The following is a 23,194-nucleotide window of genomic DNA, read 5'->3' as shown; positions in this document are numbered from 1 at the left end:
CATTAGGATTATTTGTTCATTTTAAGGCGATCAGTGTAATTCTCTTTGTTCACTTGTCTAGCACGAGCAATAGATAGTGCTTTTGCAGGAACATCCTCTGTAACTGTAGAGCCAGCAGCTACATAAGCTCCTTTTCCAACAGTCACGGGTGCAACCAGGTTAGAATTACAGCCAATGAATGCGCCATCTTCAATTTTAGTTAAGTATTTGTTTTTACCGTCGTAATTTACTGTAATTGAACCACAGCCAAGATTTACATTTTCACCAACTTCAGCATCTCCAACATAGCTTAAGTGAGAAGCTTTGCTGCCTTTACCCATGGAAGTTTTTTTGATTTCGACAAAATTACCAATTTTCACTTCGTCTTTAATTATAGAAGAAGGTCGTATGTGTGCGAACGGCCCAACTGAAACTTCATTGCCTATCTCACTATCATGTGCAACAGAATATCGAATCGTTGTTCCATTTTCGACTGTGCAATTTTTTATTTCCGTATTTGGTCCTATGATGCAGTTTTCACCGATAACTGTTTTACCTATAATTATTGATCCTGGATAGATCACGGTATCTCTGCCAATTACCGCGTCGTCGGAAATATACGTCTGCTCCGGATCAATTAAACTTACACCGTTTCTCATATGAATTTCGTTAATGCGTTGTTTCATCAATTTTTCAGCCCGAGAAAGAGCAACTCTGTCATTAACACCTAATGTTTCTTCAAACGTCGACGTTTGAAACGCTGAAACGACTTTGCCTTCACTTTTCATGATCTCCACAACATCAGGAAGATAGTATTCACCTTGAACATTATCATTTGAAACATTTGATAACGCTTTAAATAATTCTTGATTATCAAAGCAATAAGTTCCTGTGTTAATTTCAGTTAAACGGAGCTCTTCTGTACTTGCATCCTTATGTTCGACAATTCTTTCCACGGAACCCTCAGTGTTTCGGACAATTCGGCCATATCCTGTTGGTTCCTCAGCGTTGGCAGTCAGGATCGTTGCGATAGCTTCTGTGTTTTTGTGATGGTTTAATAAGGATGCCATCGTCTCAGAAGTAATTAAAGGTGTGTCTCCGCAAATCACAATCGTTGTTCCCTCTTTGCTTTCAAGGAATGATGCTGCCTGCATAACAGCATGCGCAGTACCAAGTTGTTCACTCTGCAAAGCATATTCACTGTTTTCCCCAAGCTGTGCTTGTACTTTTTCCGCTCCATGTCCTACAACGGTCACAATTGTATCAAGATCTAGTTTTGTGACTTGATCCATTACATGCTGTACCATTGGCTTTCCACAAACAGGATGTAGCACTTTATATAATGAAGATCTCATTCTTGTGCCTTGGCCTGCAGCTAAAATCACTGCGTAACGTTTATCCATATAAAAGCCTCCAATATGATATGTGTTCATGAAAAATAAAAAAAGTGAGAAGTTATGTTTCAAATATATGTTGAATTATTCTTTCAAAAAAGGTCACTATAACCGAAAATAAAACCTCTTTTCGCCTACTTATCCATAAAAAATATATCTTAAAATGCACTCTTTTTCAAGGAAACAAGCAAAACTACATGAAATTGCTAAATTTGATTTGGTGATAACTAGCACGTTTCGAATAAAGTAATCGGGAAATTTTATATTTAAAGACTGATAAAACGAGGTTAATGTTTAATTAGGTAAGGCATGGGGTAAACGGAACAACTGGAGTTTGAACAAAGAGTAGTGATGGATGGGTATGATGTTTATTGACCAAAAAAAAGAAAAGGACATATTGTCCTCCCCATTTTATTTTAAGAAGCCCCAGCTTCTTCGAATTCGACTTCTAACTCACCTAAACGATGATACTCAGCTAATACAGCATCTTGAATTTTTCCACGTGTACCTGAATTAATAGGGTGTGCAATATCGCGGAACTCTCCATCAGGAGTTCGCTTACTCGGCATCGCAACAAATAGACCATTATTGCCATCAATCACACGAATATCATGTACTACAAACTCATGATCCAATGTAATTGAAGCGATTGCTCTCATGCGGCCTTCGGTGTTTACGCGGCGTAATCTTACGTCTGTAACTTCCATTCTATGTTCACCACCTTTTCCCTATATGAAAAACATTAGTTACTAAATTCAACAGAATTTTCTTAATTCCTGCAAGTCTCTAAAAATATTTTTAAAATATTATGTCAATTAGTTGACCGTGATTTTAATAAAATCTAAAATAAAAAAAGCGAAAGCGCCTTGGTCAGCCTCAGGCATAGCATAAGGCGATTCTAAATAGAAGGTGTTCTTTTTGCCTTCAATTTAGAATTGACTTATGACCTCGAGGCAGTTACAACCGCGACGTCCTGTCGCTGTAACGCACTAGAACGTCCTGTGCGTCGGAACTGGATGCAAAAACGCATCCTGAGTCTGAAATTATATAAATTCTGGTATAAAAAAGGCCAATTAGCATGTTGGATGCTAATTGGCCTTTTTAAGAGACTTATCTATTTAACAAGAGCTATTACTTCAATTTCTACAGCTACGTCTTTTGGAAGACGGGCTACTTCGACACAAGACCTGGCAGGCTTATGTTCACTAAAATAATGACCATACACCTCATTAAATGAACCAAAATCATTCATATCCTTTAAAAAAACCGTTGCTTTAATGACGGTTTCAAGGGAAGCACCCGCTTCAGCAAGTACAGCTTTTAGATTAGAAAAAACTTGATGTGTTTGAACCTTGATATCACCAGTAACCAGGTCACCTTCACTCGTTAATGGTATTTGACCCGAACTATAAAATAGATTGTTTGCAATGACCCCTTGAGAATACGGACCCATTGCAGCTGGTGCAGCATTTGTTTGTACCGTTTTCACTATACTCACGCCCCTGTCATTTATAAAAGTTAAAGTATGTTCCCTCTTTTACATGAATCTGGCGTTCTCTTACGTCAACATCTGTAAGCTTTAAAAGTGAGATATATTCATCCACTAATCTCTCTTCTACTCCTTCAGATTCAACAAGGACACCAATGCCGGCTACATTTGCACGGAACTCTTCTAGTAAGCTAATCATTCCATTAATTGTACCGCCAGCTTTCATGAAATCATCGATTATTAAAACATTTGATCCCTCACGTAAGCTTCTTTTCGCTAAAAGCATCGTTTGAATACGTTTTGAAGATCCAGACACATAGTTAATACTTACCGTTGAACCTTCAGTTACTTTACTATCTTTCCTTACAATTACGACCGGAACATCTAATTGACTTGCTACTGCATAGGCAAGTGGAATGCCCTTTGTAGCCACAGTCATGACAACATCTATTTTTCTTTCTGCAAAAACGGATGCAAATAAACGTCCAATATGATTTACGGTGCCAGGATTACCAAGTATATCTGTTAGATATAAGTATCCACCTGGAAGAAGTCTTTCAGGCTTGGCCATTTGTTCACAAAGCTCTTCGACAAATTCTTTCGCTTCACTAATGCTAACTTTAGGAATAAACTTAACGCCACCTGCAGCACCCGGTACAGTTAGCAATGTACCTATTCCATGCTGTTCAAAGGTATGTTTAATAATCGTTAAATCCTCACTGATAGAGGATTTAGCTGACTTATATTTTTCAGCAAAAACTGTTAAAGGAACAAGTGCATGTGGGTGATGAAGCATATAGTTAGTCATATCAACTAGTCGACCACTTCGACGAAATTTCATAGAATTACCCCCAAAAACCGAATATTATTATAGTAAATATAACTTAATATCCGTCTTTAATCAAGGATGTTTCGTTCTCCTAACATACGCACGGCAAAGACTTGATCACAGAACCCTCTCAACCCGTTATAAACTCTATGCAATTTCGATTCATATTGTACAAGCCCAAATACTGTGGGGCCACTTCCACTCATTAGTACAGCATCCGCACCAAATCGTTTCATTTGATCTTTGATATTAGCCACTTCTGGGTACATTCGCAATGTTACATTCTCCAATACGTTTCCAAGTAAGTGACAAATCGTTTCATACTCTTTTAGCTGAATCGCTTGAATCATACCATTTACATCTGGGTGTTCAATTGTCTTTAAGTCTAAATTCCGATAAACGTCAGCTGTTGAAACTCCAATTGTCGGCTTAGCTAGCACAACCCAGCAGTGTGGTGGGGGGTCAATATGTTGAATGACTTCTCCGCGGCCAGTTGCTAACGCAGTTCCTCCATACACACAAAACGATACATCTGAACCAATTTCTGCACCGAGCTCAGCAAGTTCGTCCAAACTTAGTCCTAACTTCCATAATCGATTTAACCCTCTTAACGTAGCAGCTGCATCACTACTTCCACCCGCTAGTCCTGCTGCAACTGGAATCGTTTTCGTTATTGAAATTGAAACTCCCCTTTTAATTTCATAGCGATCTTTAAGTAACCTTGCAGCTTGATATGCTAAGTTTCTATGATCATCTGGAACAAATCGATTATGAGAAATAATACGTATCTGCTCATTTGGTAAGTCTATAAGTTCAACACGATCAGCTAAGTCGATTGTTGTCATAATCATTTTCACTTCATGATACCCATCATACCGTTTATGAAGTACATCTAATGATAAATTAATTTTTGCTGGCGCTTTTTCTAAAATGCGCATCCCTTCACCTACTTTAACGAACTGAAATTTTATCCACATTGTACCACAAAAGCAGGTAGAATATTGCCTTTTTCGACAATCATTAACGAGCTCCTTAGACCTTGTACCCATAGCTACAGTTGTCGGAAACGGAACTCTTAAGTATTATCTTAACTGCTCTAAACTAGATATAAAGTGCTATCCGGAGCACGAGAAGAATTTTGTATATGTAGGTATGGAACTAATTTATGTATTATTAAACTTTACTTTAAATAAAGCCGAAGCATAAATGCTTCGGCAGCCGCTTACTATTCAGAAGTCATTCTTTCTTTGGGCAAGCTGTGACTCAGCAATTTCAATTGCACGTTTAACCATATTCCCTGCATCTCGGGATCGAATTGCTCCCCAGCCTTCGCTTTTGACCGTATTATAAAACCCTAAGTCTTTTGCTAGCTCATACTTAAAGTCTTCCGACATAATGCCACGACGTCTACTCATCCAAGGCACTTCCCTTCAGAAAAGAAAATGTAAGCACATTAACTAAATGTGAAAGGTAGCGGCTAGTAATAGTATTTGAATTTATGTTTTTTTTATTAGTGGAAAAATGTATAAATAAAAAAGCAGCAAACAATTATGTCTACTGCCCACTAACTGCAACTGAACCTGATGTACCCTCAAAGAATGTTAATTGCACTGTTTCAGTTAATACATCTGCATAACTGTAAGATACACGTTCAAATGAATTTTCGTCTTGATCTAGCTCAATTACAAATACAGATGGATAGGTTTCTGCAAGTACTCCAGAACGCTCTATAGTTTTTCTGCGACCACCATTAGCTTTTAGCGTAAGTCGTCTGCCTAGATTTGAATCAAGGGATCTTTTAATATCCGTCAGAGTTTTTCCCATTGTATCCACCTCACTATTTTAAGTATACAACTTTTGCCTATGTAAGTCAAATAAAATTTAAATTATAACAATGTTAATTCTGTATTGTCAACATATTATTTTCAACAAAATTCCCACTCTGTCTAAAATTAGTTTAAACCAACTGAAGCCCTTTTATGTATAAAGAGGAATATTTTTTCAGTTTTGACTCACAATCGTTCATCTTTTCATAAGAAAAGAGCCACTTATTTACTTATAAGCGGCTCTTTTTCATTGATTTTCGTACTTTCGATAAGGCATTCCGGTTCTTAAAACCCCTCTAGTATCTACCCCGCCTAAACCCTTTTCACGGGTTAATGTGTTCCTTAAAACATCCCAGACGTTAATTTTTTCGACAAATGGTGTAAAACTAATCTTTGAAACAATATAGACTGGATCTAGCGCATGAATATTGACTCGAGAAGGAGAGCTTGCAAAATTTGCTCCTACGCGAATTAGCGATTCAAAGTGTGACTGACAAGCGCCAGCAAAAATAACCAGTTGATCTAAATGTGGCACCTTACGTCTAGCATTGCGTACAGTCTGGACAAAATGTTTTGAATGACGATATGCATTTAAATCGTTCATATCCCCTTTATGCTTCGAATACGCATCATGACCAGTTATTACAAGGATATCTGGACGATATTTATCAATAAGATCAACTATTTTATCAGGCATTTCCTTTTCTAATACATGTATTCCCGTTACAGGTACACCAATCTTCTCGTACAAAGTAAGGCATTTTTGTAAATATGTCGGATCTCCATCTAAATGTAATACTCTTCCAGGAATATGAAAGTACTCTTCATTATGGTTATAACTTGATGTTGCATAGTACTCTTGCTTTTCCCTCAATAGTTGGTAATCTTGTCGAAGTAGGTAATAAGATTGTTCAATTTTTTCTTGTTCCTCTTGTTTTCTCTGATTTCGTTCTTCTTCATCTACAACCAATAAATCGTTGCACAATGAATCTGCAATTAATCTGACCTCATCACCATATAAAATCGCAACTTCTTCACCAGACTCTGTTATTTTCATATCAATTACGCGAAATAAAAGATCGAGTTGATACGATTTTCTTGCAACAATGTCGCCAATTTTCACCTGCATTTTCTTCACTCCAATGAATGTTTCAAAAGAAAGAAAAAGTATCCTTCTCTAGCCTATGTAGGTTTATGTAATTGGTGATTATTACAAAAGTGGAAACCCTTGATCAGCCCCTACAAGCATAACGCGCTCATGAATAGAGGGTGTTCTTTGCCTTCAATTTATGAGTGACTTATGACCTCGAGGGGCTAGTCGCTGCAAATGAATTCATAAACGTAAAAAAACCACGGCTATCAAAGCGGTGGTCTACTTCTTACAGATTTAGCACTTAAAATTCACTTTTCCTTTAACGCTGAGTCTAATGCGTCACTGAGCTTTGCAAATTCTTCTATAGATAGGGCTTCCCCTCTTCTTCTGCCGTCAATTCCAACCTCTTCTAATGTTTTCTCTACTAAAGGCTTTAATTCTTTTCCATTTGGAATGAAATGAATTAAATTATTAAGCAAAGTTTTTCTCCTTTGTGCAAAGCTTGCTCTTACAAGTTGAAAGAAGTACGCTTCGTTTTGAACAGCTACGGTTGGCTCATCCCTTACTAGTAATCGAATAATAGCCGAGTCTACGTTTGGTTGAGGAACGAAAACCGTTTTAGGGACTGTCATAACTGTTTTCGCCTCAGTATAATACTGAATAGCTATTGAAAGAGACCCATATTGCTTCGTAGAGGGTTTTGCTGCAATCCGATCAGCTACCTCTTTTTGAAGCATCACGACTATCCCTCGTAAAGGAAGCTTTTCTTCTAAAAGCTTCATAATAATCGGCGTGGTCACATAATAAGGTAAATTAGCGACAACCATTATTTCTTCACAGTCTGATAAATAATCACTCACCGCTTGTTTCAAATCCGCTTCTAAGACGTCTTGATGCACTACAGTTACATTCGGATATGGGCTCATTGTTTCTTTTAAGATCGGCAATAGTCGCTTATCGATTTCAAAGGCTACAACTTTTTTTGCCCGTCTTGCCAATTGTTCAGTTAACGCGCCTATACCAGGTCCAATTTCAATGACACCTGTCTTTTCTGTGACCTCCGCATGGTCTACAATACGAGTTAATACATTTGGTTCAATAAGAAAATTTTGACCAAGACTTTTTTTAAATGAAAAGCCATACTTCTCAAGAATAGCTTTTGTTCGTATAGGTGTTGCAATATCTTTAATCATGTTTGTGCTCCTCCTGCAAAATAACATCTAGAGCATGAAAAAACTGCTCTCTCTCGATTTGAAACATTTGCAATCGCTTTTGAAGCTGTTTTCCATTTGTGTAGCCTATTTTTAACAGTGTGCCTAATTTCTCTCTTCTCGATTTCGCATGTGAACCTCCAACTAAACCTGCTCTCACAAGGTCGTCGAAAAAAATTTGAGAAGGCTGCTCATCCATAACTTCCTTAACAGCCTCAAGTGCTTGCTGTATGGACATTATCGAAGCATGCTCAACCCCAATTCCTTTCCCTCTCTTAGGTCTAGCTTCATTCTTTGCTAAAAAGGCATGTTTACAACCCTCTACTTGTTCTGTAATTGTCTTTCTAATCTTCTCACCAGGAAAATCTGGGTCAGTAAAAATGATGACACCTCTTGTTTGTTGTGCAAGTCGAATTTGCTCAATAACAGCTTGTCCTATTGCCGAGCCATTTGTTTCAATTGTATCTGCATCTACAGCTCGTTTAATGGCAGTTGTATCATCTCTACCTTCAACAACAATAATTTCTTTTATTTTCATTTTTTCCTCCAAATGATGAAACTTTTCATTATACTCAAACGTCTAATGTATATCGTATGAAAACCGAGTCAATAATTAGTAATAGCTGAATGAAGATACTAATTTATAAAGTAGTGTTCATTATAAATTAATCAACAACAAAAAAACAGAGGGTGGTCATCCCTCTGCCAAATATTAATCTAAAATTTTAATTTTGACTTGTTTACGACCCCATCTATATGCCGCTGATTTGTCAGAGAAAAACACATCAATCTTATTTCCTTTAATTGCCGATCCAGTATCTGATGCTACGGCATAACCGTATCCCTCAACAAACACTTTCGTCCCTAAAGGTATGATGCTTGGATCAACAGCAATTACTTTCGCATTTGGGTTTGACCTTAAGTTTACTCCAGTAGCAGTGGTACCTGAACAACCATTACAATGTGCTGTGTAAGCCGTTGAGCTAACATAAAACTCTTTTGAAACTGAATCGTTTCCACGTGAAACAGTTGTGCTTGCTTGTTGCACATTTTTTGTACCCAAAGCAACCACGCGATTCTTGCTATCTTTTTTCTTCTCAGTTTTAATTAATTTCCTCGATACTTCTTTACCGTTCTCAAGAACTACTTCAAAATGCTTTTCTTGTTTACCTTCTTCGCCGGACTCTAAGACTTCCTGTTTGCCCTTTTCAATGTTGCTATCTTTTTTTGTCTCAACATTAAAAGCAATTGGTTCTTCCACTACATCGGTGACTTTTTCTACGCGTGTAACTGTTACTACATCTTTTGCATTTAACTTATCAGTTAACGCTGGTTCAATTTTATCCAGGTCGTTTAGCTTTACGTCTTGCTCTTTCAAAAAGTCAGCGACAGTAGTCGAAGTAGTCCAAACTTGTTGTTTCTTTTCACCAACATTTAACGTTAATTGAAATGCTTTATCTATGTTTAGAGTTAAGCCTTCTTCAATTTTGGTGCTCAGAGTTGGTTCAACTTTGTCATGCTCGTTTACGCCTATTTTCTCTAGCTTTAACAATTCTTCTACGGTTTTCGCTGTAGTCCAGATTGTCCTTCGTTCATTGTTAACTGTAAGGTTTACTGGCTTGGAAGCTTCATAGACAATCTCCATATTGCCTTTGATCTTTGCATCAACTGCTGGAGAAAGCTTATCTTCTTCCCTAAGTTCTATGTCGTGATCTGCCAGTACTTCACTTACAGTATCCGCATGCGTTCGTATCTCTTGCTTTTTGCCATTTAAAGATACGCTTACAGAATCCTTCGTCACTTCATATGTACCATATGCAGTTCCAGACCCTAAAACTAGTAAACTAGCAGCGGATAGAACAATCTTATTTTTCCTAACCTTTTCGGAAAACAGCTTTTTCATGTTTTTAAATAAGATGAAAAACGCCTCCTTCTCCTCCGTGGATTATATAGAGTATCTTTCCGCCTGTCAACCTTCACCCTGTTGTCTCATTTTTCCGGGTAATCCCTATTATGCAAAATATTTAAACAAAAGTGAAGGAAGAATTGTCGACAAAGTTATCCTATGAAGGAAGTAAAACAAGTAGAACACCTTTCCATTTTAACTACTAAGGACAAGCTCTTTCAAAAAGCGACAGGATGCTTTAGCGAGAAATGCCGAATAATTTATGTGCATTGTCGGAAGTTATTTGAGCAATTTCGTCAAAGGTGACTCCTTTTAACTCTGCAAGTTGTTCTGCAACATATTTAACATAGCTTGGTTCGTTTCGTTTACCTCTAAATGGGTGTGGAGTTAGATAAGGACAATCAGTCTCAATTAATAAGCGATCCATTGGAATTTCCATGGCTACTTCTTTTGGTTTTTTTGCATTTTTAAACGTCACAGGTCCACCAAAGGAAATGTAAAAGTTCATTTTCATACATTGCTCGGCTACTTCTAGACTACCAGTAAAACAATGCATAATTCCTCCAACCTCACTCGCTCCTTCTTCTGCTAAGATCTCTACAACATCAGCAGTTGCATCACGATTATGTATAATGATGGGAAGTTTTAGCTCCTTGGCTAAAGCAATTTGTTTGCGAAAAACTTCTTGCTGAACTTCTTTTGGTGACTTGTCCCAATAATAATCAAGTCCCATTTCACCAACAGCGACAACCTTAGGATGCGATGCTAATTCTTTTATCCATGCTAGGTCTTCATCAGTCATGTCAATTGCATCAACAGGATGCCAGCCAATAGCTGCATAAATAAATGAGTATTCTTCTATTAAATCCATTGCACGCTCAATGGTTTCCCGATCAAAACCGACGACAACAATTTTCGAAACACCTTCATGTTGTGCTCTTAAGATAACCTCTTGTAAATCATCTTCGTATTGTAACGCATTTAAATGTGCATGTGTGTCAAAAAGCATATTAGTACCCCTTTCCTGATGTTAAACATCTAATTTCCTGCTTACAAGTTTAGGCGTTCTTCGACATAAAAAAAAGAGGTGTTCGCCAAAATGTTACACGTGGAACACCTCTCATTATATGTGTTATTTCACTTTTGATCCATTTGGAAGGTTTGAATCGACAGTGGCAATCGACAATTCCCCATCATTTTCTCCTGCTAATATCATTCCTTGAGAAAGTTCTCCTCGAAGTAATACCGGTTTTAGATTCGTTACACAGATAACCTTCTTGCCGACCAGTTCTTCAGGTTTATAAAACTTAGCAATACCTGATACAACTTGTCTTTTTTCATAGCCAAGATCTAGTTGGATTTTAAGAAGACGATCTGCCTTTTTCACCGGTTCTGCTTGAAGTACTTCTGCGACTCTTAATTCGACTTTCATGAAATCATCTATTGTAATTTCATTTTCAACTTCTTCCATTTTTGAATCCGCTTTTTCTTCTGGTTTTTGGACTGTTCCTTGCATTTGCTGTTTGATATATTGAACTTCTTCCTCAACATCTAGACGCGGAAAAATTGGATTTTCTTTTTTAACCTTAGCATCAACTAACTGACCAAAGTTTGTAATACTGTTCCACCCTTTTAATTCAGGTAATTCAACACCTAGTTGAGTAAAGATTTTTTCAGGTGTTTTTGTTAAAAATGGCTTTAATAATACAGCTGTGATTCGTAGCGATTCAGCTAGATGTGTCATCACGGATGCTAATTGAACTCTATTCTCTTCGTCCTTTGCTAATACCCATGGTTGTGTTTCATCAATGTATTTGTTAGTTCTGCTAATAAACTGCCATAGTGATGAAAGCGCGACTGAAAATTCCATTCTATCCATTGCTTCCTCGTACTTATTGACAGTTCCTTGGTAAAACTCTACTAAAGAAGAATCAAACTCTTGCTTCGATCCATCATAATTAGGAATATTTCCATCAAAGTATTTTTCAACCATTGCAATTGTTCGATTCAGTAAATTCCCTAAATCATTGGCTAAATCATAGTTTACACGGTCAACAAAGCCCTCTGGTGTAAAAACACCATCTGATCCAAATGGAACTTCACGCAATAAATAATAGCGGAGTGCATCTAACCCATAGCGATCGATAAGTGTGACCGGGTCGACTGCATTGCCCTTCGATTTCGACATTTTCCCATCCTTCATAAGCAGCCAGCCGTGTGCAAATACTTTCTTAGGCAATGGAAGGTCTAAAGCCATTAGCATGATCGGCCAGTAGATTGTGTGAAAGCGAACAATTTCCTTACTCATTAAATGAATGTCAGCAGGCCAATACGTTTTATATTTTGAATCGCTGTCTGTACCGTATCCTAATGCAGATATATAGTTAGAAAGAGCATCAATCCAAACATAAACAACATGTTTTGGGTCTCCAGGTACTTTTACTCCCCAATCAAATGTTGTTCTTGAAACAGCTAAATCTTCTAATCCTGGTTTCAGGAAATTGTTAATCATTTCATTTTTGCGAGATTCAGGCTGAATGAATTCTGGATTTTCTTCATAATAAGCTAATAGTCGATCGACATACTTGCCCATTCTAAAAAAGTAAGATTCTTCTTTAACCAATTCAACTGGGTGGCCACTATCTGGACTTTTTCCTCCAACCACTTTTCCATCCTCTTTGATGGGGTCATCCAATTGATGCTCAGTATAATAGGTTTCATCTTGAACGGAATACCAACCCTCATACTGATCTAAATAAATATCCCCTTGAGCAACAAGCTGAGCGAAGATCTTTTCTACAACTATTTTGTGCCGATCTTCTGTTGTTCGAATAAAATCATCGTAGGAAATGTCCATCTTCTTCCAAAGATCTTGGATACCAGATACAATATCATCTACATACTTTTGAGGACTTACTCCAATTTCCTCAGCTTTTCTTTGGATTTTTTGACCATGCTCATCTGTTCCCGTTAGATACATCACATTATATCCACGCATACGCTTGTACCTAGCCATTGCATCACCTGCTACGGTTGTGTATGCATGACCTATATGTAATTTTCCACTTGGATAATAAATTGGCGTTGTAATATAAAATGACTGTTGTTTATTCTCCATTTTGAAGCCTCCCTTTATATGAGTGTCAATTGTTCGTAAGGATTGCATTTTCTTAAATAATAAGAAAAGCGCAAGGCGCCCGCTTATCGGCGACAAGCATAGGACGAGCCGGCTGGAAGGTTGTTCTTTAACCTTCTGAACGGATTGGCTTAGACCATAGAGCCGATGGCGCCTGGAGCTAGACACAAAAACTAAGTACAAAAAACTTATACTTTCTTATCTTTTAAAAAAAGCGCGGGGCGCCTTGTTCAGACTTAGGCATAGCATAAGACGATTCTAGGGTAGAAGGAGTTCTTTGCCTTCAATTTAGAATTGACTTATGACCTCGAGAGTCTAGGCGCTGGAGCTGGGTTCAGAAACGCAAACTGAATCCTAGAATTATACAAATTCTGATATTACAAAAAAGAAGCTCTCGCCCCTAAGGACGAGAGCGTTTTGGGTAGAGTAATTTAGTTGTCGCGTTTTTTTGTTTAATATGTATGTGTTTTTGCCATTTGGATATTCTTCTTTATAATACCATCTTAGCCTCTAATATCAAGGATTTATACATAGATTTTTTGTTCTCAGTTTTTAAAAAAAGCGCAAGCGCCTTGGTCAGCCTTAGGCATAGCATAAGGCGATTCTAGGGTAGAAGGCATTCTTTGCCTTCTATTTAGATTGACTTATGAACTCGAGGCAGTCAAGAACGCGACGTCAATCGCCATGACTGTACTAGCACGTCCTGTGCGTCGGGGCTAGGCGCTGGAGCTGGACTTGCGAAACGCAGACTTAGTATCAAATTTTATGCATCTTATATGTTAAAAAAGAAAAATGGAACGTTGACTCAAAAAGTTCACTATTCCCCCACTCAACTCAGTTAATAATGCGTTTTAATCCTTCATGAATAAGATGCTTAAATAACAGTCGGTTTTTGTCGAAATATCCTTGTGTTTTATCAATTTGAGTATGGGGCTATTTTACTTTTTTGTTATAAATACTATTTCTACAATAATAAAAAATTCCCACATTTGAGTTTATTTACCTTCCCTTAAGGGTAATGAATACTAAAGTAAAGGGATTTTAACACACAATTGAATTTCATTTCATTATTTACAAACTATTGTAAATAAAATCGTTGACGTTTATTGGAAACCCTGATATGCTATTGAAGTAAATAATTTTGTCGAATATTGACGAAGCATAGAAGAAAAACATAGAGAAATAGATCATTAGGAGGAGAAAGAATATGAAATCTACTGGTATTGTTCGTAAAGTTGATGAATTAGGACGCGTGGTAATTCCTATCGAGTTACGCCGTACATTAGGAATAGCAGAGAAAGATGCATTAGAAATTTACGTTGACGAAGATAAAATCATTTTAAAGAAATATAAAGCAAACATGACTTGCCAAGTGACTGGTGAAGTATCTGACCACAACCTTAACTTAGCTAATGGTAAATTGGTCCTTAGCCGTGAAGGTGCTGAACAAATCTTAGCAGAAATTCAAGGTCAATTAGTACAAAAGTAAGCCCAGTTAAGGGCTTTTTTTTATGCTCTTATCAGAATTTATATAAATTTTACCCTATAGCATGCGTTTCTCAATCCAGCTATTAAGCCCCAATAAGTCAAGGCGCTTTCGCTTTTTTTAGCATTATTCGATATGGTAAGCCTGATACACATCTCTCTTTGGTATATTCCGTTCGACTGCCACTTGCTTTATTGCTTCTTTCACTTTTGTTCCTTGGTTTACATAATGCGTTACATGCTCTTCTACCTTTAAATTGTGCCACCAAGCATCTTCTTCCACTTCCTCCTCAAGTGATCCCTCTAGTATGATACAAAATTCACCGCGTATTTCATTTTCTTCTGACCACAAAATAGCTTCTGAAATAGATCCACGTATAAACTCTTCAAATCTCTTCGTTAACTCTCTTGAAAGGCAGATTCGTCGATCACCAAGTTGTTCTAAAAGAATATGTAAGGTCTCTTTGATTCGATGTGGTGATTCATAAAAAATAATTGTCTCAGGTCTTTTGCTTAGTTTATCTAACTGCTTTCTTTTATCCTTTTTTTGTCTGTCCAAAAACCCGAAAAATAAAAAAGGTTGTGGCGTAATGCCCGATGCAATTAAAGCTGTTAATGCTGCATTAGCTCCTGGAAGTGGAATAACCTTTCCGCCAAGCGCTAGCACTTCCTTCACCAACTCGCTACCCGGATCTGATATTGTTGGCATTCCTGCATCACTTACTAGTGCGATGCTTTTTCCGTCGAGAATTAATTCTTTCACTTTAGATCCGCTCGTTAACTTATTATGTTCATGATAACTAAAGATCGACGTTTCTATTTGAAAATAATTGCACAGTTTCTTCGTTTGTCTTGTATCCTCAGCAGCAATTAAATCAACTTCTTGCATGATTTTAATCGCTCGATAGGTCATATCCTCTAAATTCCCAATAGGAGTAGGAACTAAGTATAAACTACCTAAGAGTGTATCTTCATTAAAACTTTTTTGACTAGCCACATTCTCCCTCCTTTTCTTTTTCAGCTGTTAGATAAATTTCTTTATTTTTTCGAGATAGTTTTTTGAAATAGCATTCCATCTTCAATGCTTCACTTTTTGTATGATAAGCTTTTGAGTAGAGCAGTTCTACGGGTTTCTTGGCTCTTGTATATTTTGCTCCCTTGCCCTCGTTATGCTTTTTAAGTCTCTGATCGACATTATTTGAATAACCTGCATAATAACTACCATCGTTACATTCTAGTACATAAAAGTAATGGTTTAATTGTTCCATATTATTTTTTATCACCATGACTCTCTGTGATCGGAGATCTCTCCTCTTTTTCACCATAAAGAATTTTCTTAACTTCGTCTGTGTATTCATTTGATTCATTATAAACAAATAATGGAGGAAGGATTTTAAGGTCAGGCTGTCCACCCTTTATCCCTTCAATTAGTAGGGTATTGGCCTCTTTCCCTTGTTTCGGGAATACAAATTGAATTCGTTTTGGTTCTACTCCGTATTTTCTCATAAGCTCTAAAATTTCAATTAACCTGCCTGGTCGATGAACAAGGGCTACTTTCCCACCTTGACGAACCAATTGGCTACATGCTTTAACAACATCCTCCAGTGTACAAAGAATCTCGTGTCTAGCGATGGCCAAATGTTCATTTAAGTTTATTTCATCCTGTTTAAGAGTCGAAAAATATGGAGGATTACATGTTACGACATCAAACTGTCCATGTCCTAATTGCTTTGGCATTTCTTTGAGGTCTCCATGAATAACTTCAAGCTGTTGCTCTAAATGATTGTACTTTACACTTCGCACAGCCATTTCAAAAAGACGTTCCTGTATTTCAACACCTATGATGTTTCCTTTTGTTCTTGTACTCAATAATAAAGGAATGACCCCATTGCCAGTACACAAGTCAAGGATTCTCCCTTTTTGAATTGGCATATAAGCAAACTTCGCGAGCAAAACGGCATCTATAGAAAAGGAAAATACCGTTGGACTTTGAATGATTCGTAAATCTTCAGCCAATAAATAGTCAAGCCTTTCATCATCAATTAATTTTACCATTCTCCTTGTCCCTTCCTTTTTACTAGTATAGACAGACTTTAATATAATACTAAAAAGGCTTTCCCACGATAGGAAAACCTCTTTTGTCTACTAACTGAAAATTCCCCTTTATAAGGAAATCCTATTACTTCTTATTCAGAAAAGATAAGCAAAATAAGCAATCTCCGGTACGTATGCTTCCGTAGTGTATGTTACAGATATGAAAGCCTTCTTGATAGAGACGTGCAAGATTATCATAGCCCTCGCCTATATCAACTTGATTTTGCTTTGGATCAGTTTGTTGTTGTTTACTTCTTTTCTTTCCAACACTCTTTTTACTAGGTGTTGATGTTGACTCAAGTCGACGACGCAAATTATCATTTTCAATCTGTAAATGATGATTTTCTTCTATTAATTCACCAAGATGGTGCTTCAATTCACCCAGTTGTCGATATAAGGAACCTATTTGTTCTTCCATACTGCTAACAGACTCAAAGATCTCTTTTTTATCCACTTGTTCCACCTCATTAATCTGTGGATTGCATTGGAACTACGCCATCTCTCTGTAATTCTTCCCAAGTGTATTCAACAACGCGCTTAAGTTCGACAATATCCACCTGTAAAACGCGTTCTAAAATATTTAGTCCCACTACTTTCCCTAAGCCACTTGGTGTCCCAATCATTTCTCCTAAATCAGGAAGCAGTTCTTTTGCAGATTCATATTCATCATTTTCGTATTTTAAACAGCACATTAAACGACCACATAAACCTGAAATCTTCGTAGGATTTAAAGATAGATTTTGGTCTTTTGCCATTTTAATTGATACAGGTTCAAAGTCACCTAAAAACGTAGAACAGCACAGCATTCTGCCACATGGACCAATTCCACCTAGCATTTTAGCCTCATCACGTACTCCAATTTGACGAAGCTCAATTCTCGTTTTAAAAATTGCAGCTAAATCTTTTACAAGCTCGCGGAAATCCACTCTTCCATCGGCTGTAAAGTAAAATATTACTTTATTGCGATCGAATGTATATTCAACATCCACTAGTTTCATATCTAGTCTATGCTCAATGACCTTTTGCTGACATACCGTGTAAGCTTCGATTGCTGCTTCTTGATTCTCTTGTACCATAAGTCGGTCCTTGTCAGCAGCAATTCGTATGACTTTCTTTAAAGGAAGCACGACATCGTGTTCATCTACCTTTTTATTGCTTAATACGACTTTTCCATATTCAATTCCTCTAATTGTTTCAACAATTACGAAATCATCGTTCTCTATATGAAGACCATTGGGGTCGAAATAATAAATTTTGCCCGCTTTTTTAAAGCGCACACCTACTACATTATACAAACTTATCCCTCCTGCAATGTTAAAACCAAATGTTCCATCAATAATTGTGGGTTTGCATTGGCATGAAGCCTTTTTTTAGCTTCTAATATAGAAGTGATATTCTCGATTACACTTCTTTGTGTTGTTTGAAGGGCATGTTGCCTAAACTGTGGGAATAAGTCTTTAAAAATGACCTGTTCCTCATTTCCTATTTGCATGGATAACAAATCTTTGTATAAATATAAAAGCAAGTCTATCCCGATATCTTGTTTTTCCTTGTCATTGAAATGTGACATCCATTGTGTATGAATATAAATAGGTGCTTGTCCTTTTCGAGTAGTAAGCACTTCATACAATTTTATCACTTTTAATCTAGCTTCCGCAAACCAATCATCTCGACTAATTTCGAGCGCTTCCTCAATATCGTTTGTAACATGTGACACAAGCGTAGCAAGATCTGCAGGTATTTCTAGTTTAGTTAGCTCATCTTTTATTGCTTGTGGGGGTAGTGGTTGAAAAGAAAGTACCTGACAACGAGAGAGTATTGTACTTATAATTTGATGAACTTGCTCTGTTAAAAGAACGGCTATGGTATTAGCATTGGGTTCCTCTAGAAACTTCAATAAACTACTAGCAGCATTCGTTGTCATTTTATCCGCATGCGAAATAATATAAACTTTCTTATTTGATTCAACACCCGACTTTGAAAACTCTTCTTGAAGTGCTTGTATCTGCCATTTTTTTATCGACAATCCATCAGGTTCTAACAGATGTACGTCTGGATGATTTCCGGATTGAATTCGTTTGCAGTTTTTGCAATTCTCACAGGGCTGGTAGTCTATAAGATTTTCACAGAAGTAGCTTTTCGCAAATACTAAACTCATTTCTTTCTTTCCAGTACCCTTTTTACCTTCTAACAAATAAGCATGTGCTAACCTTTTCTTTTCAATACTATTTGTAAGTAACTTCGTAACACGAGGTTGATACCGAGCTATATTTTCCCACCCTTTTGCCATTTTACCACACTCTCTACGTATAAAGGTTAATCAGTAACCCTTTTACTTCGCCGATCTTGGCAAGTATATCGATTGACGTTTTTTCTTTATTGACTATTTCATCAGTAAGTTCGATTAGGCTCTTATCAACCTGTTCGACAAGTTTAAGAGAACGGCTATTTCCATGAAAGTCCCAACTGTGAGATTGCTTCATATTCATTCCATATTCTACAGCTTCATGGATGAACCGTTTGACTACAACTTTAAACTTGAACAATTCGTTAAAGTTTCTTGTTTTTGATAAACGACGCCCTGCGTCATCAATATCTACCATTAACTTATTTATCTGCTCGAGCTGTAGCTTGTTACCTTGCTTATATATTAAGTCTTGAAAGCCTCTAGCTGACGTAAGAGTATTTTTTTGTTCTAAGCCACTTTTCCCTGTAGTTGTGCGGATTTCCTGACTAATCTTCATTAACCATCATTCCTTAAAATTGCTGAAATTGCTCTACTGGTAAGACAAAAACTGTCGCGCCTCCGACCTCAACTTCAACTGGGTAAGGTACATAAGAATCTGCATTTCCACCCATTGGAGATACCGGGGCAACTAATTGTTCTCTAGATTGACAATTTTCCTTTATAATATGAAGTGCCTTTTCAACACGAATATCCTCTGTTCCGATCATGAAGGTTGTATTGCCTGATTTTAGAAATCCACCTGAACTTGCTAGCTTCGTTACTCGGAAATTATGCTCCGTTAAAGCATTTAATAGCTTGTTACTATCCTGATCCTGTACGACAGCCATCATTAACTTCATAGGTAATCCCTCCATAATATTGTAACATGCTCATTTTTATGAATCATTGCATGATTAATGGTAATTTACAACCGATGTATATAACTCTTTTTAATTGATGGCTTAATCCTTAAACGACCATGTATTTTTTAAGTATATCTAAAACATCTTGCATTACCTTTTCAATTGGTTGATCCGCTTGTATAATTTCGACTCTGTCTTTAAAACGTTCATTTACTAGACGATAGCCCTCTTGAACCTTTTGATGAAAAGCTAATTTCTCTAGATCTAGGCGATTTACTTCTCTAATAGTACTTCTACTAATGCGCTCTAAACCCTTTTCTGGGTCGAGATCGAAATATAACGTGACATTTGGCATAACTCCGTTAATTGCAAACTCATTGATTGAATATACATTATCTATACCTATTCCACGAGCAAATCCTTGATATGCTAAAGAGCTATCCACAAACCGATCACAGATTACGATTTTCCCTTCGTCTAAAGCTGGGATAACCTTCTCTATAAGATGTTGCCTTCTAGCAGCAGCGTATAACAGCGCCTCTGTTCTTGCATCCATTTCAGTGTGTTCTTTATTTAAAATTACTTCTCGTATTTTTTCAGCGATTTTTATTCCTCCAGGTTCTCTTGTAAAAACAATCTCACCTTTACGCTGTGCAAACTTCTCTTGAAGTAATTGTATAATCGTTGTTTTACCCGCGCCTTCAGGTCCTTCAAACGTAATAAAAATTCCGTTCACCATTCTCACCTTTTCTATTGATATACTGCTATATTACCTGCTTGAAGATGTTGATCACCTTGAAAATTCGTTTCCGTTCTTAATAAATATTGAAGCCTATCCATTTTTTCAATCGTTATTTTTTCTCCTACCGCAAACAATGGTATTCCAGGAGGATAAGGAATGATGGATTCAGCTGCAAACATACCTACACACCCGTTTATAGGAACAACTGCTTTTGAACGTTTTTTCAACTGCGAGTAAGACTCCTCTAGAGGCTCTATATTATTCAGATTTAATGTCCTTCTCTTTTGTTCATTATCTTTTGGTTCACCATTTTGCTGGAACCCCGATAATAGATTCTCAATTTGAGTAAGTTTATAGGGATTCATTAAGTTGCCTTTTAACGGTAAGACCAATAAGAAATTTTGAACATCAGCCATTTCACCGTAAATACCGTTGGATTCAAAAACAGTTTGTAAATCAAAGCCTGTTAACTCCTGACTTGATTTGACCGTAATTTTTAGCGGATCTGTTTTGATTTTAGAATCTTTACTATTTACGACTTCAATCCCATTCAGAAGACTTAGCTGATTTCGTAAATCACTAGATGACGTTAAGATCATCTCTTTTTTATTCGTCTCTTTACAATCCTCAAGATAAGCTCTTGCCAAATCTAGAGAAGCCATAATGGGATAGGAAGGACTACTACTTTGTAAAATAGATAAATACCTTGTTATTTTTTCCTGGTCAACAAGTCGACTATTTACGTGTAGGTAGGATCCCATAGTCATAGCAGGTAACGTTTTATGTGCAGATTGAACAACCACATCTGCTCCATATTCAATAGCTGATGTAGGAAAAGGAGCACCTAGTATAAAGTGAGTACCGTGCGCCTCATCTATTAATACAGGAATTCCTGCATTGTGAGCCAACTTGATAATGTCCTTCAATGAATTAGCAAGTCCATAATAATTTGGGTTGGTTAAAATTAACGCATTTGCATTTGGATACCGTTTTATTGCTTCTTTTACTGTATCAATATCGACATATGAGGGAACATTGTATTCAAAATCCATAACTGGAGATAAAAAGACAGGAAGTGCTCCTGCTAGTTGTAACCCATTGATAATTGACTTATGACTATTTCGTTGAACGAGTACAGGTTCATTTTCCTCACAACAAGCCATGATCATCGCTAAGTTTCCAACAGTAGATCCATTCACTAAAAAATAACTAAATTGAACATCGTATAACGCTGCTGTAAGTAATTGCGCCTCTTCAATCGCTGCCTTTGGTTGATGTAAATCATCAAGCCCTGTTAATTCTGTAACATCAATCTTTAAAATATCTTTATAAAGTGCTTCTGCCTTTTTATAAAAAACTTCTCCATTCTTATGTCCAGGAACATGATAAGAGATAGGGTTTTTTTCCACATGTTGCAACAAAGCATTAAAAAGAGGCGTTTTCATATAACTGTCATTCCGCCCTTACTTGGTAATACCCCTATTATAACAATACAAGCTCAATACTTCACTATTTAGGAAAATTTTAAAAAGCGCAAGCGCCTTGTTCAGCCTTAGGCATAGCATAAGGCGATTCTAGGGTAGAAGGCGTTCTTTGCCTTCTACCCTAGAATTGACTTATGACCTCGAGGCCACAGTTTCAACCGCGACGTCCTGTCGCTGTAACTGCACTAGCACGTCTTGTGCGTCGGGGCTAGGCGCTGGAGCTGGACTTGCGAAACTCAGATTTAGTATCAAATTTTATACTCCCTTATATGTAAAAAAAGGCCTGTATGAACAGCCCTTACGAATAAAGTGGAGGAGTTTTAACCCTTTGTAGTTTTCTAAGAAAGTATTGATACATAGGGTCTGAAGTCTCCGTATTAATTAAGCTCTTTTCACACTCAACACAAATGAAGCTTGTATAAAGATGAATACCCAAAGCTTTTTCCTCTTCACAAACGATGCAAGTTTCCCCAACTTGTTTTTTTATACCATTAGAATCCATACACTCCACCTCCTATTTTTATTCTGTCCATATTACGAATTTGTATACAAAATTAAGAATTGTATTTAAGTGCACTAATTAAGTTATGTAAATATTAGAGTTAGGTGTATGTCTATGGTTTGGAGAATAATTCGAAATTAGAAGTTTACTATTATTTTATCTTAAATATTTTTTTTTAGACCTTACGGGGAGTGCGATGTAAATATAAGGGTGCATTTGAAGATGAGCAGTCCTTATCTTTGTAGTTTGAGTTAGAAAATTTTTATTCTTTCGTTTTTACAAGCACTAAAGCGGAGGAGAAATTCGCTTAACGGGGTTATTTCTCTCTTTAATGATCATTTTGTTGCTAAAATCGTGATTTTACTTTGTCTATACATGGTTATGGAGGAATTTCACGGCTAGGATTGTAGTTTTTATGTGTGTGAAAGTTTTTATCTTCGAAAATAGTAATTTTATCTTCGATTTTAATCGGTTTATCTTCGGAATTTTCTTTTTATCGACGTTTCGACAAAATACTATCTTTTTTTACATCCATCTATGCTCTCAAACCAACTCTAGGCCTGACACTTAATAAACACGATCAATCTCTTAACGATACGAGAAATGGTTGGTTGTCCATCGCCTCTTTCTTGGTATCATTTCGGCTAGCTAGGAGCTTGACGCCGGCCTCATCTCCTTATCTTACAAGGCGCATCCTGTGCTTAGAGCTTGAGGTCAATATGATATCTCGCTAATTACTTATCCATCGACGTTGAGAGCTTAACTTCTATGCTCGGATGTCAGCTTGCGATAAGCTTCAAATCTCTGTGTCAGCTCGTTCACTCAGATCCTCATGTTCCAATACCGCACACTCCGGTCTTCGTTCTCTTCGCTTCCTTACTTGCACATGGATGTGCTGACTTCTACGTTGCCACAGGACGTGACGCTCTTAGTA

The 23,194-nt window shown here is 37.0% G+C and carries 25 protein-coding genes; 1 reads left to right on the top strand and 24 read right to left on the bottom strand.

Annotated features, from left to right (window positions below):
• Positions 1 to 8 precede the first annotated feature (8 nt).
• The 13 genes from glmU to metG all read right to left on the bottom strand — a co-directional run bounded on the left by glmU (position 9) and on the right by metG (position 12,845).
• Positions 9 to 1,382 carry a bifunctional UDP-N-acetylglucosamine diphosphorylase/glucosamine-1-phosphate N-acetyltransferase GlmU gene (gene glmU, locus ACFFIX_RS23320; RefSeq protein WP_378938329.1) on the bottom strand — a complete coding sequence of 458 codons (1,374 nt, stop codon included), beginning with the start codon at positions 1,380 to 1,382 and terminating at the stop codon, positions 9 to 11.
• A gap of 407 nt (positions 1,383 to 1,789) precedes the next feature.
• Positions 1,790 to 2,080: a septation regulator SpoVG gene (gene spoVG / locus ACFFIX_RS23315; RefSeq protein WP_066227607.1), complete on the bottom strand. Its 291-nt coding sequence runs from the start codon at positions 2,078 to 2,080 to the stop codon at positions 1,790 to 1,792.
• A 407-nt stretch (positions 2,081 to 2,487) separates the two neighbouring features.
• Entirely contained in the window at positions 2,488 to 2,862 is a 375-nt protein-coding gene (locus tag ACFFIX_RS23310) for a RidA family protein (protein ID WP_378938327.1), read from the bottom strand.
• Positions 2,863 to 2,878: 16 nt separating this feature from the next.
• Positions 2,879 to 3,703 (bottom strand): pur operon repressor, encoded by an 825-nt coding sequence (purR, locus tag ACFFIX_RS23305; RefSeq protein ID WP_378938325.1) that lies wholly within the window; start codon positions 3,701 to 3,703, stop codon positions 2,879 to 2,881.
• A 56-nt stretch (positions 3,704 to 3,759) separates the two neighbouring features.
• On the bottom strand, positions 3,760 to 4,629 hold the full coding sequence (gene ispE, locus ACFFIX_RS23300; RefSeq protein ID WP_378938394.1) for a 4-(cytidine 5'-diphospho)-2-C-methyl-D-erythritol kinase: 870 nt from the start codon (positions 4,627 to 4,629) through the stop codon (positions 3,760 to 3,762).
• A 291-nt stretch (positions 4,630 to 4,920) separates the two neighbouring features.
• Complete coding sequence (locus tag ACFFIX_RS23295; RefSeq protein WP_378938323.1) at positions 4,921 to 5,106, bottom strand: small, acid-soluble spore protein, alpha/beta type; 186 nt, start codon at positions 5,104 to 5,106, stop codon at positions 4,921 to 4,923.
• A 139-nt stretch (positions 5,107 to 5,245) separates the two neighbouring features.
• Positions 5,246 to 5,515, bottom strand: coding sequence for a biofilm formation stimulator Veg (gene veg, locus ACFFIX_RS23290; protein ID WP_378938321.1), 270 nt, complete (start codon positions 5,513 to 5,515; stop codon positions 5,246 to 5,248).
• A 249-nt stretch (positions 5,516 to 5,764) separates the two neighbouring features.
• Positions 5,765 to 6,646 carry a sporulation peptidase YabG gene (yabG, locus tag ACFFIX_RS23285; RefSeq protein WP_378938319.1) on the bottom strand — a complete coding sequence of 294 codons (882 nt, stop codon included), beginning with the start codon at positions 6,644 to 6,646 and terminating at the stop codon, positions 5,765 to 5,767.
• A gap of 272 nt (positions 6,647 to 6,918) precedes the next feature.
• Positions 6,919 to 7,803: a 16S rRNA (adenine(1518)-N(6)/adenine(1519)-N(6))-dimethyltransferase RsmA gene (gene rsmA, locus ACFFIX_RS23280; protein ID WP_378938318.1), complete on the bottom strand. Its 885-nt coding sequence runs from the start codon at positions 7,801 to 7,803 to the stop codon at positions 6,919 to 6,921.
• Entirely contained in the window at positions 7,796 to 8,359 is a 564-nt protein-coding gene (rnmV, locus tag ACFFIX_RS23275; protein WP_378938316.1) for a ribonuclease M5, read from the bottom strand. Before rnmV ends, rsmA begins: the two co-directional genes overlap by 8 nt.
• 174 nt (positions 8,360 to 8,533) lie before the next feature.
• Positions 8,534 to 9,724, bottom strand: coding sequence for a ubiquitin-like domain-containing protein (locus ACFFIX_RS23270; RefSeq protein WP_378938313.1), 1,191 nt, complete (start codon positions 9,722 to 9,724; stop codon positions 8,534 to 8,536).
• Positions 9,725 to 9,965: 241 nt separating this feature from the next.
• Positions 9,966 to 10,736: a TatD family hydrolase gene (locus ACFFIX_RS23265; RefSeq protein ID WP_378938311.1), complete on the bottom strand. Its 771-nt coding sequence runs from the start codon at positions 10,734 to 10,736 to the stop codon at positions 9,966 to 9,968.
• 123 nt (positions 10,737 to 10,859) lie between these two features.
• Complete coding sequence (gene metG, locus ACFFIX_RS23260; protein WP_378938309.1) at positions 10,860 to 12,845, bottom strand: methionine--tRNA ligase; 1,986 nt, start codon at positions 12,843 to 12,845, stop codon at positions 10,860 to 10,862.
• A 1,225-nt stretch (positions 12,846 to 14,070) separates the two neighbouring features.
• Here metG and abrB point away from each other — a divergent pair.
• The gene (gene abrB, locus ACFFIX_RS23255; RefSeq protein ID WP_378938307.1) at positions 14,071 to 14,352 is read left to right on the top strand and encodes a transition state genes transcriptional regulator AbrB; all 282 of its coding nucleotides are present in this window, start codon (positions 14,071 to 14,073) and stop codon (positions 14,350 to 14,352) included.
• A gap of 123 nt (positions 14,353 to 14,475) precedes the next feature.
• On the opposite strand, the gene rsmI is transcribed toward abrB, so the two are convergent.
• From rsmI to ACFFIX_RS23200, 11 genes are all read right to left on the bottom strand, one after another.
• Positions 14,476 to 15,345 carry a 16S rRNA (cytidine(1402)-2'-O)-methyltransferase gene (gene rsmI / locus ACFFIX_RS23250; protein ID WP_378938304.1) on the bottom strand — a complete coding sequence of 290 codons (870 nt, stop codon included), beginning with the start codon at positions 15,343 to 15,345 and terminating at the stop codon, positions 14,476 to 14,478.
• Positions 15,338 to 15,616, bottom strand: coding sequence for a GIY-YIG nuclease family protein (locus ACFFIX_RS23245; protein WP_378938392.1), 279 nt, complete (start codon positions 15,614 to 15,616; stop codon positions 15,338 to 15,340). The genes rsmI and ACFFIX_RS23245 overlap by 8 nt, the downstream gene beginning before the upstream one ends.
• 1 nt (position 15,617) lies before the next feature.
• The gene (locus tag ACFFIX_RS23240) at positions 15,618 to 16,403 is read right to left on the bottom strand and encodes a tRNA1(Val) (adenine(37)-N6)-methyltransferase (RefSeq protein ID WP_378938302.1); all 786 of its coding nucleotides are present in this window, start codon (positions 16,401 to 16,403) and stop codon (positions 15,618 to 15,620) included.
• A gap of 124 nt (positions 16,404 to 16,527) precedes the next feature.
• A complete protein-coding gene (yabA, locus tag ACFFIX_RS23235) occupies positions 16,528 to 16,896 on the bottom strand; it encodes a DNA replication initiation control protein YabA (RefSeq protein ID WP_512700175.1) in 369 nt (122 codons plus the stop codon).
• Between the two features lie 13 nt (positions 16,897 to 16,909).
• Positions 16,910 to 17,737 carry a competence/sporulation regulator complex protein RicT gene (ricT, locus tag ACFFIX_RS23230; RefSeq protein WP_378938300.1) on the bottom strand — a complete coding sequence of 276 codons (828 nt, stop codon included), beginning with the start codon at positions 17,735 to 17,737 and terminating at the stop codon, positions 16,910 to 16,912.
• A gap of 2 nt (positions 17,738 to 17,739) precedes the next feature.
• Positions 17,740 to 18,732 carry a DNA polymerase III subunit delta' gene (gene holB / locus ACFFIX_RS23225; protein ID WP_378938298.1) on the bottom strand — a complete coding sequence of 331 codons (993 nt, stop codon included), beginning with the start codon at positions 18,730 to 18,732 and terminating at the stop codon, positions 17,740 to 17,742.
• Positions 18,733 to 18,745: 13 nt separating this feature from the next.
• Positions 18,746 to 19,186, bottom strand: a complete 441-nt coding sequence (locus ACFFIX_RS23220) for a YaaR family protein (protein ID WP_378938296.1) — start codon at positions 19,184 to 19,186, stop codon at positions 18,746 to 18,748.
• A gap of 13 nt (positions 19,187 to 19,199) precedes the next feature.
• Entirely contained in the window at positions 19,200 to 19,529 is a 330-nt protein-coding gene (gene darA / locus ACFFIX_RS23215) for a cyclic di-AMP receptor DarA (protein ID WP_378938294.1), read from the bottom strand.
• A 109-nt stretch (positions 19,530 to 19,638) separates the two neighbouring features.
• On the bottom strand, positions 19,639 to 20,268 hold the full coding sequence (gene tmk / locus ACFFIX_RS23210) for a dTMP kinase (protein ID WP_378938293.1): 630 nt from the start codon (positions 20,266 to 20,268) through the stop codon (positions 19,639 to 19,641).
• Positions 20,269 to 20,282: 14 nt separating this feature from the next.
• Entirely contained in the window at positions 20,283 to 21,719 is a 1,437-nt protein-coding gene (locus ACFFIX_RS23205; RefSeq protein WP_378938292.1) for an aminotransferase class I/II-fold pyridoxal phosphate-dependent enzyme, read from the bottom strand.
• 337 nt (positions 21,720 to 22,056) lie between these two features.
• Positions 22,057 to 22,260, bottom strand: coding sequence for a sigma factor G inhibitor Gin (locus ACFFIX_RS23200; protein ID WP_378938291.1), 204 nt, complete (start codon positions 22,258 to 22,260; stop codon positions 22,057 to 22,059).
• Positions 22,261 to 23,194 lie beyond the last annotated feature (934 nt).

It is taken from the genome of Metabacillus herbersteinensis, from assembly GCF_042433335.1.
GTDB classification, from domain to species: domain Bacteria; phylum Bacillota; class Bacilli; order Bacillales; family Bacillaceae; genus Metabacillus; species Metabacillus herbersteinensis.
The sequence above is the reverse complement of the archived record's forward strand: the minus strand, read 5'-3'. Positions and strand labels throughout refer to the sequence as shown.

Coding starts and splice junctions, on each gene's coding strand:
- rnmV (WP_378938316.1), bottom strand. CDS start 8,359: ATGAAAATAAAAGAAATTATTGTTGTTGAAGGTAGAGATGATACAACT.
- yabG (WP_378938319.1), bottom strand. CDS start 6,646: ATGCAGGTGAAAATTGGCGACATTGTTGCAAGAAAATCGTATCAACTC.
- darA (WP_378938294.1), bottom strand. CDS start 19,529: ATGAAGTTAATGATGGCTGTCGTACAGGATCAGGATAGTAACAAGCTA.
- rsmA (WP_378938318.1), bottom strand. CDS start 7,803: ATGATTAAAGATATTGCAACACCTATACGAACAAAAGCTATTCTTGAG.
- ACFFIX_RS23220 (WP_378938296.1), bottom strand. CDS start 19,186: ATGAAGATTAGTCAGGAAATCCGCACAACTACAGGGAAAAGTGGCTTA.
- abrB (WP_378938307.1), top strand. CDS start 14,071: ATGAAATCTACTGGTATTGTTCGTAAAGTTGATGAATTAGGACGCGTG.
- ACFFIX_RS23245 (WP_378938392.1), bottom strand. CDS start 15,616: ATGGAACAATTAAACCATTACTTTTATGTACTAGAATGTAACGATGGT.
- purR (WP_378938325.1), bottom strand. CDS start 3,703: ATGAAATTTCGTCGAAGTGGTCGACTAGTTGATATGACTAACTATATG.
- metG (WP_378938309.1), bottom strand. CDS start 12,845: ATGGAGAATAAACAACAGTCATTTTATATTACAACGCCAATTTATTAT.
- ACFFIX_RS23265 (WP_378938311.1), bottom strand. CDS start 10,736: ATGCTTTTTGACACACATGCACATTTAAATGCGTTACAATACGAAGAT.
- spoVG (WP_066227607.1), bottom strand. CDS start 2,080: ATGGAAGTTACAGACGTAAGATTACGCCGCGTAAACACCGAAGGCCGC.
- ispE (WP_378938394.1), bottom strand. CDS start 4,629: ATGCGCATTTTAGAAAAAGCGCCAGCAAAAATTAATTTATCATTAGAT.
- glmU (WP_378938329.1), bottom strand. CDS start 1,382: ATGGATAAACGTTACGCAGTGATTTTAGCTGCAGGCCAAGGCACAAGA.
- ACFFIX_RS23240 (WP_378938302.1), bottom strand. CDS start 16,403: ATGGTAAAATTAATTGATGATGAAAGGCTTGACTATTTATTGGCTGAA.
- ACFFIX_RS23270 (WP_378938313.1), bottom strand. CDS start 9,724: ATGAAAAAGCTGTTTTCCGAAAAGGTTAGGAAAAATAAGATTGTTCTA.
- ACFFIX_RS23200 (WP_378938291.1), bottom strand. CDS start 22,260: ATGGATTCTAATGGTATAAAAAAACAAGTTGGGGAAACTTGCATCGTT.
- ACFFIX_RS23205 (WP_378938292.1), bottom strand. CDS start 21,719: ATGAAAACGCCTCTTTTTAATGCTTTGTTGCAACATGTGGAAAAAAAC.
- veg (WP_378938321.1), bottom strand. CDS start 5,515: ATGGGAAAAACTCTGACGGATATTAAAAGATCCCTTGATTCAAATCTA.
- holB (WP_378938298.1), bottom strand. CDS start 18,732: ATGGCAAAAGGGTGGGAAAATATAGCTCGGTATCAACCTCGTGTTACG.
- ACFFIX_RS23295 (WP_378938323.1), bottom strand. CDS start 5,106: ATGAGTAGACGTCGTGGCATTATGTCGGAAGACTTTAAGTATGAGCTA.